The organism is Plantactinospora sp. WMMB334 (assembly GCF_049179095.1).
Lineage (GTDB): Bacteria > Actinomycetota > Actinomycetes > Mycobacteriales > Micromonosporaceae > Plantactinospora.
Genome location: NZ_JBMHME010000002.1, coordinates 8,190,248 through 8,205,614 on the forward strand (window position 1 = coordinate 8,190,248; position 15,367 = coordinate 8,205,614).

The 15,367-nt window shown below is 70.5% G+C and carries 17 protein-coding genes; 9 read left to right on the top strand and 8 right to left on the bottom strand.

What is annotated here, in order from left to right:
* Nucleotides 1–47: 47 nt before the first annotated feature.
* The 6 genes from ACN27G_RS35665 to ACN27G_RS35690 all read right to left on the bottom strand — a co-directional run bounded on the left by ACN27G_RS35665 (nt 48) and on the right by ACN27G_RS35690 (nt 4,804).
* Nucleotides 48–701: an O-methyltransferase gene (locus ACN27G_RS35665; protein ID WP_421497018.1), complete on the bottom strand. Its 654-nt coding sequence runs from the start codon at nt 699–701 to the stop codon at nt 48–50.
* A gap of 65 nt (nt 702–766) precedes the next feature.
* A complete protein-coding gene (locus ACN27G_RS35670; protein WP_421497019.1) occupies nt 767–1,459 on the bottom strand; it encodes a Maf family protein in 693 nt (230 codons plus the stop codon).
* Nucleotides 1,460–1,516: 57 nt separating this feature from the next.
* Complete coding sequence (mycP, locus tag ACN27G_RS35675) at nt 1,517–2,641, bottom strand: type VII secretion-associated serine protease mycosin (RefSeq protein ID WP_421497020.1); 1,125 nt, start codon at nt 2,639–2,641, stop codon at nt 1,517–1,519.
* A gap of 11 nt (nt 2,642–2,652) precedes the next feature.
* Nucleotides 2,653–4,029: a hypothetical protein gene (locus ACN27G_RS35680; RefSeq protein WP_421497021.1), complete on the bottom strand. Its 1,377-nt coding sequence runs from the start codon at nt 4,027–4,029 to the stop codon at nt 2,653–2,655.
* Entirely contained in the window at nt 4,022–4,486 is a 465-nt protein-coding gene (locus ACN27G_RS35685) for a hypothetical protein (RefSeq protein ID WP_421497022.1), read from the bottom strand. The genes ACN27G_RS35680 and ACN27G_RS35685 overlap by 8 nt, the downstream gene beginning before the upstream one ends.
* 90 nt (nt 4,487–4,576) lie before the next feature.
* Nucleotides 4,577–4,804, bottom strand: a complete 228-nt coding sequence (locus ACN27G_RS35690) for an acyl-CoA carboxylase subunit epsilon (RefSeq protein ID WP_421497023.1) — start codon at nt 4,802–4,804, stop codon at nt 4,577–4,579.
* Between the two features lie 91 nt (nt 4,805–4,895).
* On the opposite strand from ACN27G_RS35690, the gene ACN27G_RS35695 reads away from it, so the two are divergent.
* Together ACN27G_RS35695 and ACN27G_RS35700 are read left to right on the top strand one after the other, a co-directional pair.
* Entirely contained in the window at nt 4,896–7,103 is a 2,208-nt protein-coding gene (locus ACN27G_RS35695) for a protein kinase domain-containing protein (RefSeq protein WP_421497024.1), read from the top strand.
* 104 nt (nt 7,104–7,207) lie between these two features.
* A complete protein-coding gene (locus tag ACN27G_RS35700; RefSeq protein WP_421497025.1) occupies nt 7,208–7,423 on the top strand; it encodes a hypothetical protein in 216 nt (71 codons plus the stop codon).
* Between the two features lie 183 nt (nt 7,424–7,606).
* On the opposite strand, the gene ACN27G_RS35705 is transcribed toward ACN27G_RS35700, so the two are convergent.
* Entirely contained in the window at nt 7,607–7,795 is a 189-nt protein-coding gene (locus tag ACN27G_RS35705) for a hypothetical protein (protein WP_421497026.1), read from the bottom strand.
* A gap of 247 nt (nt 7,796–8,042) precedes the next feature.
* Here ACN27G_RS35705 and ACN27G_RS35710 point away from each other — a divergent pair, with 247 nt between their 5' ends.
* The 5 genes from ACN27G_RS35710 (at nt 8,043) to ACN27G_RS35730 (ending at nt 11,717) form a co-directional block, all read left to right on the top strand.
* Entirely contained in the window at nt 8,043–8,264 is a 222-nt protein-coding gene (locus ACN27G_RS35710) for a winged helix-turn-helix domain-containing protein (protein WP_421497027.1), read from the top strand.
* A gap of 42 nt (nt 8,265–8,306) precedes the next feature.
* Complete coding sequence (locus tag ACN27G_RS35715; protein WP_421497028.1) at nt 8,307–9,047, top strand: M50 family metallopeptidase; 741 nt, start codon at nt 8,307–8,309, stop codon at nt 9,045–9,047.
* Between the two features lie 34 nt (nt 9,048–9,081).
* A complete protein-coding gene (locus ACN27G_RS35720; protein WP_421497029.1) occupies nt 9,082–10,152 on the top strand; it encodes a ketopantoate reductase family protein in 1,071 nt (356 codons plus the stop codon).
* A gap of 88 nt (nt 10,153–10,240) precedes the next feature.
* Nucleotides 10,241–10,750, top strand: coding sequence for a SigE family RNA polymerase sigma factor (locus tag ACN27G_RS35725; protein WP_421497030.1), 510 nt, complete (start codon nt 10,241–10,243; stop codon nt 10,748–10,750).
* Nucleotides 10,743–11,717, top strand: a complete 975-nt coding sequence (locus ACN27G_RS35730) for a hypothetical protein (protein WP_421497031.1) — start codon at nt 10,743–10,745, stop codon at nt 11,715–11,717. The genes ACN27G_RS35725 and ACN27G_RS35730 overlap by 8 nt, the downstream gene beginning before the upstream one ends.
* 51 nt (nt 11,718–11,768) lie before the next feature.
* On the opposite strand, the gene ACN27G_RS35735 is transcribed toward ACN27G_RS35730, so the two are convergent.
* Nucleotides 11,769–13,361 carry an acyl-CoA carboxylase subunit beta gene (locus ACN27G_RS35735; RefSeq protein ID WP_421497032.1) on the bottom strand — a complete coding sequence of 531 codons (1,593 nt, stop codon included), beginning with the start codon at nt 13,359–13,361 and terminating at the stop codon, nt 11,769–11,771.
* 323 nt (nt 13,362–13,684) lie between these two features.
* On the opposite strand from ACN27G_RS35735, the gene ACN27G_RS35740 reads away from it, so the two are divergent.
* Together ACN27G_RS35740 and ACN27G_RS35745 are read left to right on the top strand one after the other, a co-directional pair.
* Nucleotides 13,685–14,608: a biotin--[acetyl-CoA-carboxylase] ligase gene (locus ACN27G_RS35740; protein WP_421497033.1), complete on the top strand. Its 924-nt coding sequence runs from the start codon at nt 13,685–13,687 to the stop codon at nt 14,606–14,608.
* A gap of 177 nt (nt 14,609–14,785) precedes the next feature.
* Nucleotides 14,786–15,358, top strand: coding sequence for a PH domain-containing protein (locus ACN27G_RS35745; protein ID WP_421497034.1), 573 nt, complete (start codon nt 14,786–14,788; stop codon nt 15,356–15,358).
* The last annotated feature ends 9 nt before the right edge of the window (nt 15,359–15,367 follow it).

Genomic DNA, 15,367 nt, shown 5'->3' on the forward strand with positions numbered 1-15,367 from the left:
GCGTCGGTCAGCGCTGGCCGGCGTCGGTCAGCGCTGGCCGGCGTCGGTCAGCGGCGGCGGGCCAGGGTGAGCCCGTCGGCGATCGGCAACATCACCGGCTCGACCCGCTCGTCCCCGAGCACCGCCTCGTTGAAGTCGGCGACCGCCCGGTCGGCCACGGAAACCGGGGCCAGGACACGGCCGCCGCGCAGCACGTTGTCCACCACGATCAGCCCACCGGCACGCATCCGCGGCACCAACTCGGCCCAGTAGACCGGATAGCTCGTCTTGTCCGCGTCGATGAAGGCGAGATCGAGGTGGGGCTCCGCCGGAAGGGATCGCAGGGTTTCGGCGGCCGGACCGATCCGTAGCTCGATCCGGTCGTCGACACCGGCCCGCGCCCAGTAGCGCCGGGCGACCGCAGTGTACTCCTCCGAGATGTCGAAGCAGGTCAACCGCCCGCCGGACGCCAGGCCACGGGCGATCGCCAACGAGGAGAGCCCGGTGAAGGTGCCGACCTCGACCGCCTGCCGGGCGTTCACCAGCCGGGTCAGCAGGGTGAGCAGCCCGGCCTGCTCCGGTGCGATCTGCATCTCGGCGTCGGCGGGCAACAGGGCCACCGTCTCGTCGATCAGTTCCCGGGTCAGGGCGTCCTGGGGTGACCCGTGCGCCACGATGTACGCGTGCAGTTCGTCGGTGACCGCGATTGACTTTGTCGACACCGCTCGACGCTATTGCACGGCCGCCGGCCGGGGTAGCTGTTTGTGCATGACTGCCGCCGGGTTTGTCAGTGTCGGCCGCCGGGGACGTGTGCCGCAGCCGTCCACAGGTCGGTGATGCGCAGATCGACTTCGCCGAGCAGTGCGCGGAACAGCGGCAGGGACAGTCCGATCACCGTGCCGGGATCGCCCTGCACCCGCTCGACGAACGGGCCGCCCAGCCCGTCGATGGTGAACGCCCCGGCAACCTGCAACGGCTCACCCGTCGCGACGTACGCGGCGATCTCGTCGTCGCTGATCGCCGCGAAGTGCACGGTGGTGGCGGCGACCCGGGCCACCTCGCGACCACTCGGCAGGTCGATCAGGCAGTGCCCGGTGTGCAGTACGCCGCTGCTGCCCCGCATGGCCCGCCAGCGCCGGACCGCCTCGTCCGTGTCGGCCGGCTTGCCAAGAATCTCCCCGTCGAAGGCGAGCACCGAGTCGCAGCCGAGCACGAGCGTTCGCGGCTGTGACTCGACAGGTGAGATCTCCGTGCCCGTGGCGACACCACTGCCCGTGCCCGTGGTGATCCGTTCGGCCACGGTCCGCGCCTTGAGCTGGGCCAGCGTGAGGCTCAGCGCCTCCGGCGTCGAATGGTCCACCTGTGACTCGTCGACACCACTGACGAGCACCTCCGGCTCGATGCCGGCGGCCTGCAGAAGCTTGCGTCGGGCCGGGCTCGCCGAGGCGAGCACCAGGCGCAGCGGGCTTGTCGTACGCACGGCGGCCTACGCTACCCGGCCTGGGGGTGGCCGCCTGCGGACGGGCCGGATCGCGGCTCAGGAGCTTCTCGGCTGTTGCCGCCGACGGGCCAACAGCACCACCGCGAGGACGACCAGCAGGCCGACGACGACGAGAGCGGCCAGGACGCCGATCAGGACCGTGGAGCTGTTCGACTTGTCCTCCGGCTCCGCACCGGCGGCCGGTTGGCTCTGGGTGGGGCTCGGGTCGGCGCTCGCACTCGTCTCGGCGCCCCCCTCCAGCGGCGGCACGTCGGCTGTCAGCGCCTTGACCAGATTGAGTACGCCGTACCCGTACTCCTCGTCCCTGCCCGGTGCACCCTTGTCATCGGCCGTAGCGGTCAGGCGGTGGATGACCTCCTCCGCCGACAGCTCGGGGAACTTGCTCCGTACGAGCGCCGCAGCCCCAGCAACGATCGCCGTAGAGGGAGAGGTGCCGCTGGCGGTCCGATATCTGCCGCCGGGGGAAGTGCTGCTTATGTCCTCCCCGGGCGCAGATATTACAATTTTCGAGCCGGTGACTGAGATGCTGGAGTGGCTTCCATTCCTATCCGTAGCTGCGACCGCTACAACCCCCTGAAAAGCAGCGGGAAACCTAACCAGAATTCCACCTGAGCGATTGCCTGCTCCGGCGACGATCACAACATTGGCACTGAGTGCTGCAGTCACCGCTTGCCGAAGCGCGGGGGTGGAACTCGTGGTCGAAGATATGCTAATTACTTTCGCGCCCTTTCCTACGGCCCAATTGATACCCGTGGCGACGTCATCTGGATCGTTGCTTCCCGTTGTCTTGACATAGCGGATCGGCAGGATCTTGGCGTCAGGTGCGATGCCCAACGCGCCACGGTTGCCCGGTCTGCCGTGCGCGGCTATTAGGCCGGCCATCCGCGTTCCATGACCGTCGTCGTCTACCTGTCCATCTCCTGTTCCTCCTGGAAAAGAATCGGTGCCTTCTAGGAGGTTCTTGTGTAGGTCGGGATGGGGATCAACGCCAGTGTCAATAACCGCGACGGTCACTCCGGCTCCACGACTGATGTCGTGTGCCTTGTTAACTTGCAAATATCTGAGATGCCACTGATTATCCCGCGCTTGGTCCGCGTGGGCGGGGCTGGTCGGAAAAATGGCGACGGCCGTGGCGCAAAGAAGTGCTACGGCCGTACGCATGGTGCGACGGATCACCGGTTGTGGCCAATCGCTGGGCCAGGATCGACCTTGTCGATATTGCGGGCTGGCATCATTACCGGCGCGACCCCTTCGTCGGTCTCCCACGGATTGTCGGGATCCCAATTCCGGCCATTTTCCTCATCGCGGTCCTGGCCGCCCGAGCGCCCCGATGGACCCATGCCGAACGCCTGGCTAGTGGCCGAACCACGACCCATGCCTGCGCCAGATCGCTGGCCTGCGCCGCCGATCGGCGGCGTGCCCGACCCGCTGCCGATGACGCCACCAACCGGATTGATGCGTCGAGCTGCTCCAGTCCCGGTGGTGGGCTGCGCCAGACCTGCTCCGGGCACCCCGCCGATCATTCCGCCCGGCGGCATTGCTCGGGGACCCGGACCAGTGTTCGGGCCAAACCCTGCCTTGTTAAAGCCATTTGTCGGTGTCACGGTGGAGGGATACCCGGGAGGCCTGGTCCCCGGCGGCTTGGTACCGGGCGGCAGGGTGGGCGGGATCGCAGGCGGCGCCAGACCGGGACCGGTGGTCGGCGGCGGGGGAGGAACGACGCTTGGAGGCGCTGGCGGTACAGCCGGAGGCGCAATTGGTCCAGTGCCCCCGAGGATTGGACCGGCGGTGGGTGGAGTTGTCGTCGGAACGACGGTTTGGACAGCCGGAGTTGGAGGAGGGGTGTAGCTGCCACCACCACCCGATGGCATCGGTACAACGGGCGGAAGGACCGGCGGTCCCCCAGTGCCCATCACACTGCTGCCACCCGAACCACCACCGCCACCTCCCTCGTCTACGGTGCGTCCACTTTTGTATACAGGGGGTTGTCGCAGTTGCATTTGGGCGGTGGCGAGTTCGCCGCTCAGCCCGTACATGATGTGGCGAGCGCGCCAGTTCAGGTCTTCCAGGTCGCTCTGTGTCGTGGGCTGCTTTCCCTCGGGGGGACGTCCGTTGTTGGCTGTAAGCGCAGCATCGTATTCCTGCTTGGCCTGCTCCTTCGCAAGGTATTCCTTGTGAATCTCCTCAAGGTCCCTGCGTGACTCCCAGATTGCCTGAGTCGCCCCCATGAAGGTCTGATGGTTGGCGACGGCCGCATCGTAGACGCCCTGCACTGTCTCGATAAGGAAGTCGAGTCGGGCCACGTACGCCCTCGAAGCCTCACTCTTCTCCGGTGGCCATGCTTCGATCAGGTTCTCACGGTACAGCTGCAATCTTCCCAGGTGGAGCAGGCTGAGCTCGAAAGTCTTGCGCCAGCCGCTGACATGCTGCCAGTGGGTATCCGTCTCTTGGTTGGACACCAGTTCCCAGATCTGCCGGACGTTGTGGGATGTCCAGTTGGTCGTACCGGCGACCTGGTTGCTCCGCCCCCCGCCATCGTCATCAAGCATTCGGGCTCCCCGTGGTTTCTGCGCCGCCCTCCGGCATCTCTGCGCTCTCCGAGCCAGGCGGTGGTGGTGCGGCAGCAGCGGTCCTGTCCAGCTCGGTCTCGACGACGCCCACGCGGGCGTGTGAGAACGCGTCAGAGTCTCCGTACCGCTTGCTGACAGTGTCGGCGGCGGTAGCCAGCCCGCCCGTGCCGTCGCCGACCTCCCAGATGCGGTTTGACGTGTCCTGTTGGACGTTGCGGTGCGCGTCGAAGAACGACACCAGCTCGGCGAAGCCGTCGCGGGGCTGAGGTAGCTCGGGCAGCATGTCCGACTGGACCTGTTCCATGTGTGGGACGTAGTTCTGCTGCACCTCGCCCAGGAGCTGCTGGGCGAACTGTTCCATCCGCTGGATGTCGGCCTCGATCGTGCCGCCGTAGTCGCGCAGCCAGGCAGGGCCGAGGTCTTCCTCAGGTATCACGTCTTCTCCCCAGGTGCTACGTACTACCCCATATCAAGGTTAGTGGTTGCAGGCGTGCCTGGGCAGCCCCGTTGGGCGGTCTGAAGCGGTTTACCGAGGAAGGCCGGAGATCCGCCAGGCGTCGCGACCGATGTGGGCCGGTATGCCCGACGGTGACGTCATGCCGGGGCGGCTGTGCAGCGCCCAGGTCGAGGCGGTGGCGGGCTGGACCGATGTGGCTGGTCGGCCACGAAGGAGGATCGCCCCTACCAACGCGGCAAGATCCTCGGCGGTGGGAGTGCCTCTGACCACCCGGAGCAGCGGTTCTTCGTCAGCCATGGCACCGAGGGTATGTCCCCGTCAATTGGCGCAGGTCTCAGATAGGCGTGCCGAGGGTGTGACTGTTGTTGACGTTGGGTACCGTCCACGAGTGTCCAGTGCGCCTCCGCAACTCATCGCTGACCGCTACCGGCTTGTCGAGCCGCTCGGCCAGGGCGGGATGGGTCGTGTCTGGAAGGCGCGCGACGAGGTCCTGCACCGGGACGTCGCGATCAAGGAGTTGGTCCCGCCGCCCGGGCTGACCGAGGACGAGCGTCGGGAGATGCGCGAGCGTTCGCTCCGCGAGGCGCGGGCGATCGCCCGGCTCAATCACGCGAACGTGGTTCGGGTCTTCGACGTACTCCGTACCGACGGTGATCCGTGGATCGTCATGGAGTACGTCCCGTCGCGATCGTTGCAGGACGTGCTGGCCAGCGACGGACCGGTGTCGTCGACCCGGGCCGCCGAGATCGGTCTGGGGGTGCTCGGCGCACTGAAGGCCGCGCACCGGGCCGGGGTCATGCACCGTGACGTCAAGCCCGGCAACGTCCTGCTCGGCGACGAGGGCCGGGTGGTGCTCACCGACTTCGGGCTGGCGACCGTGCCGGGTGACCCGAACGTGACCCGTACCGGCCTGGTGCTGGGGTCGCCCGCCTACATCGCGCCGGAGCGGGCCCGGGACGGCACCGCCGGGCCGGAGGGAGACCTCTGGTCGCTGGGCGCGACGCTCTACGCGGCCGTGGAGGGGCAGTCGCCGTTCGCCCGGCCGTCCGCGATCGCGACACTGGCGGCGCTCGCCACCGAGCCGGCGCCGACGTCACGCCGGGCCGGTCCGCTCAAGGCGGTGCTGTCCGGGCTGTTGCAGAAGGACCCGACGAGCCGGATCAACGCCGAAACCACGGAGCGGTTGCTCCGTCGCGCGGCGGGTCGGCGCCGGCCTTCCGGGATGTCGCTGCTGGAGGGGGTACGTCGGCCGGGGCCCCATGGCCCGCGTGGACCGGGCGAGCCGCGCACCCGGATCGTGCCGTTGCCGGCGCCCCGGCAGTCCACTCCGACACCACCACCGGCACCGGCCGCCTCTCCTCCGGCGCATCCGGCCGCCGAGACGACGAAGTTGCCGGAGACGTCAGGCTTGCCGGGTACGCCGGGCGAGTCATCGCCGGATCCGTCGCCAGCCGGGGAGACGACGAAGCTGCCGGTCGCCCCGGCACCTTCCACCGAGAGCACGAAACTGCCCGGCGCCCCTCCGGCGGCGGAGACGACCACGTTGCCCGCACCAGCGGCGGCGGATGACGAGCCCGCGGCGGAGGCCGTGCCCGAGGCGGAGACTTCGGACGCGGAGACTCCGGAGCCTGAGCGGCCGCCCGCCGAGCCGACGGTCGTCGTCGTACCCGGGGAGTCGGCCGACGAGCCTGCGGCGGAGGCGGGGCCGGCGCCCACGGAGTCCGACGCGGCGCCCGAGACGCCGGAGCCGGCGCCCACCGCGCTCCAGCCGAAGGTGGCGGAGGCGCAGCCGGCGGGTCGGGCAGCCGTCCCGGCCGGCCCTGACGGGTACGAGGACGACCGGCGGGACGATCGTGGCCCGCTGGCCGCGCTGGCGGCAGGCAACCGCCGGGTGTGGCTGCTCGGTGGTCTGATCGTGCTGCTCCTGCTCGCGGTCGCCGTGATCGTGCCGCTGGCCAACCAGGGGTCGGACGAGGGCGGCGAGGATCGTTCTGGTTCGGCTCCGACCAGTCAACCTGCCGCTACTCCACCGGCCGAGGCCACAAGCGCGGCGCCGACTCCGACCGAGGCGGCACCGACCGAGGCGCCGGCCCAGCCGCCGTCGACCCCGGACGGGGAGCCGGGTCAACCACAGGTGCCGGCGGGCTGGATCCTGCACAAGGATTCGACCGGCTTCTCCGTACCCGTGCCGAGGGGATGGCGGGAGTTCCGGGAGAAGTGGGGCTCGAGAGCCGACCAGGTCCGGGTCTGGTTCCGGGATCCGGACGGGCCGCGCCAGATGCTGATCGACCAGACGAACGATCCGAAGCCCGACCCGGTGGCCGACTGGCGGAGCCAGGAGGCGTACCGGCGGGACCACACCGTCAACTACGAGCGGGTCGGCGAGATCCACGCGGTCGACTACTGGGACAAGTGCGCGGACTGGGAGTGGCTGGAGACCGTGAACGGGATACGGATGCATGTCCGCAACCGGGGCTTCGTCACCGCGCCCGACAAGGCGTACGCGATCCGGTGGGACGCTCCGACGGACGAGTGGGAAGAGAACCTGCCGAACTTCGAGATCGTCGCGGACGGGTTCCGGCCGGTCCGGGATTGACACGCATGGCCGCCCCTCCGTCGGGGTAGTGATGATCTCGACGGAAGGAGGTACGACTGATGCGTTCCCGACATCATGCGACGAAGCCGAGTATCGCGCTCTGGATGCTGGTCGCGGTCGGCGATCTCGCCCTGCTGGTGGCGAGCATCGGAATGGTCGCGCTGATCGTGCTCGCGAGCGTCGTGACCGTGGCCGTCGGTACCATCGGTGCGTGGCTGTTGTTGCGGCGAGGCGTGCCAGGTCGGGCTGCGATCCCCGCTCGGGTGGCCGTACCGGCAGCGGGACGGGCGAGGGCCGGTTCCACCCCACGGTTTCGCTGAATCGTGGCGACGACGATAGCGGCAGCCGGATCAGTTATCGACCGCACAGGTGATGACAGGTCCCGCTGCCGCTAACTCGTCGCAGCGAGCCGTAACCTACCGATGATCTCGGCGTTTGCCGCGCTATCGGCGGGATGGGCCGGCCGAGTGTGAGTGCCGAGCCGGGCTGCGGTGGACGCCGTGTCAGGGGCGCGGCCAGCGGCTGTTGAGCCGCCTCGTCAGGTGCGCGACATCGTGCCGGTTGTTGGCGAGGAGGCTGCTGCGGGCGTCCCGGTAGCGCGGGCGGGGCCAGCGGCGCCGGCAGGCCGCGCACCGCCACATGCCGAGCATTCGCCAGAGCGGTGCGGGTCGATGTCGTTCGACGATTGCCATGGAGCGGTCGCGTTCCAATGCGGACCTCCGGCGGTTGCGGGACGCGCGGCGGCTCGCCGGCTGTCAACGGGAGACGAGCCGCCGCGCGGGGGGACCGACTCCACCAGTTGCGGACCAGAGAAATCGGCCAACCGAACATATGGCATCTAGATGCCCTAGGCAACCCTTGATGCATCCTTGTGCATCCTTAGGCTTGTGCTGACATAAGGCCGCGTGATCGAATGCTCCTGCGGACCAGGGAGTATCGGTGACAACCTCAAAGACTCAAAAGATCATTGATGACCTCACCCGTAAAATCGCGGCGGGCGAGTTGAAACCTGGTGACCAGATTCCCAGCGCCGCCGACCTGCGCGCCGAGTATGGCGTCTCGATCACCGTGGTTCGTGGCGCGATCAACTGGCTGAAGGCAACCGGTGTCGTCAAGGGAGTCCCGGGCGTCGGGGTCTTCGTCGCCGAGAGCAAGGAGTAGCCGGCCGGGGCTGGTGGCGGGACGTGAGCTAGGCTCGCGCGGGTGTCAGTGGACGGCGTGACAGAGTTCTGGGACAGGCTCCTCGGAGCGCAGCCCGACCCACCCCCGCTGCTGGTCCTGATCACCGGGCTGGTCGCGCTCGCGGTGGTGGTCACCCGGGTGCCGTGGCGGATCGGCCGCAATGCCATCACCATCGCCCACGAGGGTGGGCACGCGCTGGCCGCCGTACTGACCGGGCGGCGGTTGCAGGGCATCCGGCTGCACTCGGACACCTCCGGGCTGACCCTGTCGTCGGGACGACCGACCGGGCCGGGGATGGTCTTCACGCTGCTGGCCGGCTATCTCGCACCCTCGCTCGTCGGGCTGGCCGGCGCCTGGGTGCTCGGCGGCAACCGGATCACCCTGCTGCTCTGGGTCGCCGTCGCGCTCCTGCTCGCCATGCTGGTGATGATCCGCAACGTCTTCGGCATCGTGTCGATCGTGGTCACCACCGGGGTCGTACTCGTGGTGTCCCTGCGGGCGTCGCCGGAGGTGCAGGCCGCGTTCGCGTACACCGGGGTGTGGTTCCTGCTGCTCGGCGGGGTACGGCCGGTGGGCGAGCTGCAGACGCTGCGTCGGCGGGGTCAACTGCCGCAGTCGGACGCCGACCAGCTCGCCTGGCTGACCCGGATACCCGGGCTGGTCTGGGTCGGGATCTTCGGGGCGGTCAACCTGATCGCGCTGCTGGCCGGCGCCGCCCTGCTGGCCGGCCCGATACTGAACTCCGCCAGCCTGCCCGGCTGAGCAACGGTAGCGGCAGGAGGGTGGGAACAGCGGCATGCGTTATGTGATCATCGGCGCGGGTGCGGTCGGCGGGACCATCGGCGTACGGCTGAGCGAGGCTGGGCGGGACGTGACGCTCGTCGCCCGAGGGGCGCATCTCGCCGCGATCCGCGAGCACGGGCTGCGCCTGGGCACCCCGGACGGGGAACACCTCGCCCGCCTCCCCGCCGTCGGGGAACCCGCTCCCGGCGAGCCGCCGCTGACCCCGGACACCGTGCTGGTGCTGACGGTGAAGTCGCAGGACACCGAGGCGGCGCTGCGGAGCTGGGCCGACCTGCCCGTCCTCGGCGGCGGTACGGCGGCACAACGACTGCCGCTGCTCACCGCACAGAACGGCGTCGCCAACGAGCGTGCCGCCGCCCGGCTCTTCGCACGGGTCTATCCGGTCTGCGTCTGGCTGCCGGCGACGCATCTTGAAGCCGGCCGGGTGATCGCGAGCGGGCACCCGTACTCCGGAATGCTGCATCTCGGCGCCTTCCCGCACGGTTCGGACGACCTCGCCCACCGGATCAGCGCGGACCTGACGGCGTCCCGCCTGCTCGCACCGGTCCGCGACGACGTCATGCGCTGGAAGTACGGCAAACTGCTGCGCAACCTCGGCAACGCCGTCCAGGCACTCTTCGGCACGCCGGCCGGTCTCGAGGCCGACCGGCGGACCGGGCCGGCGGAGGGCGCGGACGATCGGCGGGCGGTGCAGGCCGACCTGCTCGCGGCGGTACGCGCCGAGGGTGAGGCGGTGCTCGCCGCCGCCGGTATCCCGCACACGTCCGAAGAGGAGGAGGCCGCCGAGCGCGGCGACCGGGTGGAGCCGGTGCCGGTGGCCGGGCAGCGCCGGCAGGGCGGCTCGACCTGGCAGAGCCTGGCCCGGGACGCCGGCTCGGCCGAGACCGACTATCTCAACGGCGAGATCGTGCTGCTCGGCCGGACGCACGGCGTGCCGACCCCCGCCAACGGTGCGGTGCAGCGGGCGATGCGCCGGGCGGTACGCGAACGCATCCCCGCCGGTGCCTTTCCCGTCGCAGACCTGACCGACCAGCTCGGCGAGGTGGCCAGCTCGACGAGCTGACCCACGGAAAGCCGAACTGGGCGCGGGGAGGCTGCAACCGCACGTCGGTCCCCAGGCGTATTGGCTATGTCCGCCAGGGGAGGTGCAGGTGCCCGACGTCGACGAGGTTGACGACTTCGACGAGTTCTACCGGGGGAGTCGGCAACGGCTGCTCGGCTACGTCTATCTGCTCACCGGTGACCTGCCCGAGGCTCAGGACGCGGTGCAGGAGGCGTACATCCGGGCGTGGCAGCGCTGGTCGCGGGTGCGCGGGTACGCCGACCCGGAGGCGTGGGTGCGGGTGGTGGCGGTACGGGTGGCGATCAGCCGCTGGCGCAGCCTGCGCAGCCGGGCCCGGGCGTACCTGCGGCACGGGGCGATGGCCGACAGCCCGGCACCGGGCACCGAGACCGTGGAGGTGGTCGCCGCGCTGCGCCGGCTGCCCGAGGAGCAACGGACCGCGATCGCCCTGTACTACCTGCTCGGCCTGCCGGTCGCCGACGTGGCCCGGGAGACCGGTGCGCCCGTCGGCACCGTGAAGGCCCGACTCGCCCGGGGCCGGGCCGCACTGGCCGGGCTGTTGACGGTGACAGATCTGGAGGAGGCCACCGATGCCTGAGCCGACGCCCAGCCGGGCTCCGGAACCGGAGCTGGGACCGGAGCACGCCTTCGCGCCGTCGCCGGGGTCGTCGGCCGGGGCAGCGGCGAAACTCGCCGATCGGATCGAGCAGGAGATCGCCACGGTGCGCTGGCTCCCGTCCGAGGAGATTCGGACCCGGGGCCGGCGCCGCAACCGGATCCGGTCGGTGGTCGGGGCGGTCGCGGTGGTCGCGGTGGTCGCGGTCGGTTCGGTCGTGGCCGTCGGGCGGTACGGGCCGCAGCCGTCGCCGGTCGCGGGACCGCCACCGGCCAGCTCCCCGATCCCGAACCCGGCCCCGGTACCGGAGCTGGTCGAGATCCCGCCGTCGGCGCTGCTGCAACCGGCGGAAGTCGGGCCGGGACTGGTGGTCGACCGGGTCGACGTACGGCCGGACGAGGCGGTGGAGGTGGTCGATCCGACCGTGCCGCACAGCTGCTCCGGGTACGCCACCCGGGCCCGCTACGTCGGGCTGGCCCGGATGATCCGCCGGCACACCGTGCAGCGGCCGCCGACGGTACCGGGTGACCCGCACAGCGGGGCGGCGGTCGTACACGAGCAGGTTGTCCGGCTCGTTCCCGACGCGGCCCGGCAGGTCTTCGCGGATGCCCGCTCCGTCCCCGACCTCTGCGCCGAGTACGTCTCGGCGGGCGCGATCGAGATCGACGGCGAGCGGCTGGGCGTGGCCGCGGTGCACCGCTGGCGGGTGCTGGCCGAGGACTTCGCCGGAGACGAGTCGGTGCTGCTGAACTGGCAGACCACGATCCGCCGGCAGGACACCTCGGCGGTGGTGGACGGTCCCGCCAGCCGGCTGGTCGGCGTGGTCCGGGTCGCCGACCTGGTCGCCACGGTGGACCGGGTCGACGAGTCGGCGGATCCGGAGCGGGGTCGGGCGCTGGTCCGGGCCGCCGCCGCCCGGCTCTGCACGGCCGCCAACCCGCGCTGCTGACACCCGCTGCTGACACCCGCTGCTGACACCCGCCGCGGCGAGCCGGATCGGTCAGAGCGGGATGTTGCCGTGCTTCTTCGCCGGCAGCGTCTCCCGCTTGGTACGCAGGATCCGCAGCGCCCGGACGATCTGGCCGCGCGTCTCCGCCGGCCGGATCACCGCGTCGACATAGCCGCGCTCGGCGGCGACGTACGGGTTGGCGAGGGTGTCCTCGTACTCCTGGATCTTCTCGGCCCGGGCGGCGGCCGGATCGTCGGCGGCGGCCAGCTCGGACCGGTAGAGGATGTTCACCGCGCCCTGCGCACCCATCACGGCGATCTGCGCGGTCGGCCAGGCGAAGTTGAGATCCGCGCCGAGATGCTTGGAGCCCATCACGTCGTACGCGCCGCCGTACGCCTTCCGGGTGATCACGGTGACCTTGGGGACGGTCGCCTCGGCGTACGCGTAGATCAGCTTGGCGCCGCGCCGGATGATGCCGTCCCACTCCTGCCCGGTGCCGGGCAGGAAGCCGGGCACGTCCACGAAGGTGAGCACCGGGATGTTGAAGGCGTCGCAGGTGCGGACGAACCGGGCGGCCTTCTCGGAGGCGGCGATGTCCAGGCACCCGGCGAAGTGCATCGGCTGGTTCGCCACCACCCCGACCGGTCGGCCCTCGACCCGGCCGAAGCCGACCACGATGTTCTGCGCGTAGAGCGGGTGGACCTCCAGGAATTCGCCCTCGTCGACGACATGCTCGATCACCTCGCGGATGTCGTACGGCTGGTTCGCCGAGTCGGGTATCAGGGTGTCCAGCTCCCGGTCGGCGTCGGTGACCGCCAGGTCGCCCGGCACGCCGACAACCGGCGGCTCGTCGAGGTTGTTGCTCGGCAGGTACGACAACAGCGCCCTGACGTAGTCGACCGCATCGTCCTCGTCGGCGGCGAGGTAGTGGGCGTTACCGCTCCTGGTGTTGTGGGTGCGGGCCCCGCCCAACTCCTCCATCGCGACGTCCTCGCCGGTCACTGTCCTGATCACGTCCGGTCCGGTGATGAACATGTGCGAGGTCTGGTCGACCATCACGGTGAAGTCGGTGACGGCCGGTGAGTAGACGGCGCCGCCCGCGCAGGGACCCATCACCAGCGAGATCTGCGGGATCACGCCGGACGCGCGGACGTTGCGGAAGAAGATCTCCCCGTAGAGGCCGAGGCTGACCACACCCTCCTGGATCCGGGCGCCGCCGGAGTCGTTGATGCCGACCACCGGGCAGCCGATCTTCATCGCCAGGTCCATCACCTTGATGATCTTCTCGCCGAAGACCTCGCCGAGGGAGCCGCCGAAGACGGTGAAATCCTGGGCGAAGACGCAGACCTGCCGGCCGTCGACGGTGCCGTAGCCGGTCACGACGCCGTCTCCGTACGGCCGGGTGCGGTCCAGCCCGAAGTTGGTCGACCGGTGCCGGGCCAGCTCGTCCAGCTCGACGAAGGAACCAGGATCGAGCAGCAGGTCGATCCGTTCCCGGGCGGTCTTCTTGCCCCGGGCGTGCTGCTTCTCCACCGCCCGCGCCGATCCGGCGTGCACCGCCTCGTCCACCCGCCGGTCGAGGTCGGCCAGCCGGCCGGCGGTGGTGTGCGGGTCGATGTCGGTGGTATTCGGCTGCCCAGTCACGTCCGCGATCCTAACGACGGCCGGTATCCGGTCAGTGCCCGGTCACGGCGGGTGTGCCATGCCACTCCGCGGCTGGTCGGACCGGCCAACCCGGCGGGCCAGGCGGCTGCATCCCGCCCGCAGGGCTGGCTCGGCTCGCTGGGGTTGGGGCTGGGGTCGGTGAGGTTGGCCGGGCTCGCCGGGGCGGCCGGTACGCCCACCGGGTTCGCCGCCTCAGAACCGACCTGCCGGGGTGGTCGGTCCTGCCGGGCTCGCCGGGGTGGCCGGCCCCGCTGGCCTTGGCCGACGCCGTGTCACGGCCGTGGTGCCCGTACGCTGGCCTGATGCCGGGATCGCCCTACACCGACCTGGACCGCCCGCCGCTGCACGCGCGGCGGTTGCAGCAGGCCCTGATCACGCCGGAGAGTCTCTGGACCCGGCTGGTGCTGCACGCCGAGACCGCGTCGACCAATGCCGACGCGGCCGAGGCGGCCCGGACCGGCGAGCCGGAGGGACTGATCGTGGCCGCCGAGCGGCAGACCGCCGGGCGGGGGCGGCGCGGGCGGAGCTGGGAGTCGCCGGCCCGGGCCGGGCTCGCCGTCAGCGTCCTGCTGCGGCCGGGGCAGGCCAGGCCCGACCGGGACTGGCCGGCCGTGCCACCACCCCGGTACGGCTGGCTGCCGCTGCTCGCCGGCGTCGCGCTGGTGGAGGCGGTGGAACTCCTCGCCGAGCTGGACTCCGCGCTGAAGTGGCCGAACGACCTCCTGGTCGCACCCGCCGCCGATCGTGCCGCGGCGAGCGGACCTGATCGCCCGGCGGGTGGGGAGGCGAAGTGCGCCGGCATCCTGGCCGAGGGGGTCAACGGAGCCGATGGCGCGGCCCCGGCGGTGGTACTCGGGGTGGGGGTGAACGTGACGCTCCGCGCCGACGAACTGCCGGTCAACCCGACCGGACTGCCTGCCACTTCGCTGCAACTGGCCGGTGCGGCGGCCACCGACCGCGACCCGCTGCTGCGGGCGCTGCTGCGCGGCGTCGCCCGCTGGTACGGGCGCTGGCGGGCCGCCGGTGGTGACGCGCTGGCCTGCGGGCTGCACGAGGCGTACGTGCGGAACTGCGCCACCCTCGACCGCGAGGTACGCGTGCTGCTGCCGGCCGGCGACGAGTTCACCGGTACGGCCCGCGCCGTCGATCCGGACGGGCAACTGGTGCTCGCCACCGTCGACGGCGAGCGCCGGGTCGCCGCCGGGGACGTCCTGCACCTCCGCTGAGCGGCGACACCTCCTCCGCTGTCACGGTGCGATTCCCACTGCCGCCATGGTGCGATTCCCGTTGCCGCCATGGTGCGGCTCCCCGCTGCCGCCGCGGTGCGGATCCCTGACGCCGACACGGTGGCACGCGGGCGCTACGGTCACCGCGGATATTCCGATCTGGACGAGGAGGTTGGGGTGGCTTTCCCTGAGGACGTGCTCACCCAGGACGAGCACGTCGTAGCGCACCTGCACCCGCACTGGAAAGCGTTGATCCGACCAGTCGTGGTGCTGGTCCTGGCCGTTGCGGCGGTGGTCGCCGGCCTCGTCCTGCTGCCGTCGACCGGCGCGGGCACCATCGGCGGCTACGTGATCGCGGCGGCCGCAGTGGTCCTGGTGGTCTGGCTGAGCCTGTGGCCGTATCTGGTCTGGCGGACCACGCACTACCTGTTCACCAACGAGCGGGTGTTGTTGCAGAAGGGCGTGTTCTCCCGCGACCGCCGGGACATCCCGCTCGGCCGCATCAACGACCACTCCATGAACCAGAGGTTCCTCGAGCGGCTCCTCGGCTGCGGCACCCTGACCATCGAGTCGGCAGGTGAGCGTGGCCAGTCGGTGCTGGAGGACATCCCGGGTGTGGAGCGGGTGCAGACGATGCTCTACGAGATCGTCGAGGCCAACCACGACAAGCACTCGTTGGGTGACGACGAGATGCGGGAGATCATGGCGGACGCGGCCGAGGGCAAGCCGCTGCGCGAACAGCCGAAGTGAGCTGCGGCG

Coding starts and splice junctions, on each gene's coding strand:
- ACN27G_RS35690 (WP_421497023.1), bottom strand. CDS start 4,804: ATGGCTGACGAAGAACCGCTGCTCCGGGTGGTCAGAGGCACTCCCACC.
- ACN27G_RS35740 (WP_421497033.1), top strand. CDS start 13,685: ATGCCGGGATCGCCCTACACCGACCTGGACCGCCCGCCGCTGCACGCG.
- ACN27G_RS35680 (WP_421497021.1), bottom strand. CDS start 4,029: ATGCTTGATGACGATGGCGGGGGGCGGAGCAACCAGGTCGCCGGTACG.
- mycP (WP_421497020.1), bottom strand. CDS start 2,641: ATGCGTACGGCCGTAGCACTTCTTTGCGCCACGGCCGTCGCCATTTTT.
- ACN27G_RS35700 (WP_421497025.1), top strand. CDS start 7,208: ATGCTGGTCGCGGTCGGCGATCTCGCCCTGCTGGTGGCGAGCATCGGA.
- ACN27G_RS35730 (WP_421497031.1), top strand. CDS start 10,743: ATGCCTGAGCCGACGCCCAGCCGGGCTCCGGAACCGGAGCTGGGACCG.
- ACN27G_RS35705 (WP_421497026.1), bottom strand. CDS start 7,795: ATGGCAATCGTCGAACGACATCGACCCGCACCGCTCTGGCGAATGCTC.
- ACN27G_RS35720 (WP_421497029.1), top strand. CDS start 9,082: ATGCGTTATGTGATCATCGGCGCGGGTGCGGTCGGCGGGACCATCGGC.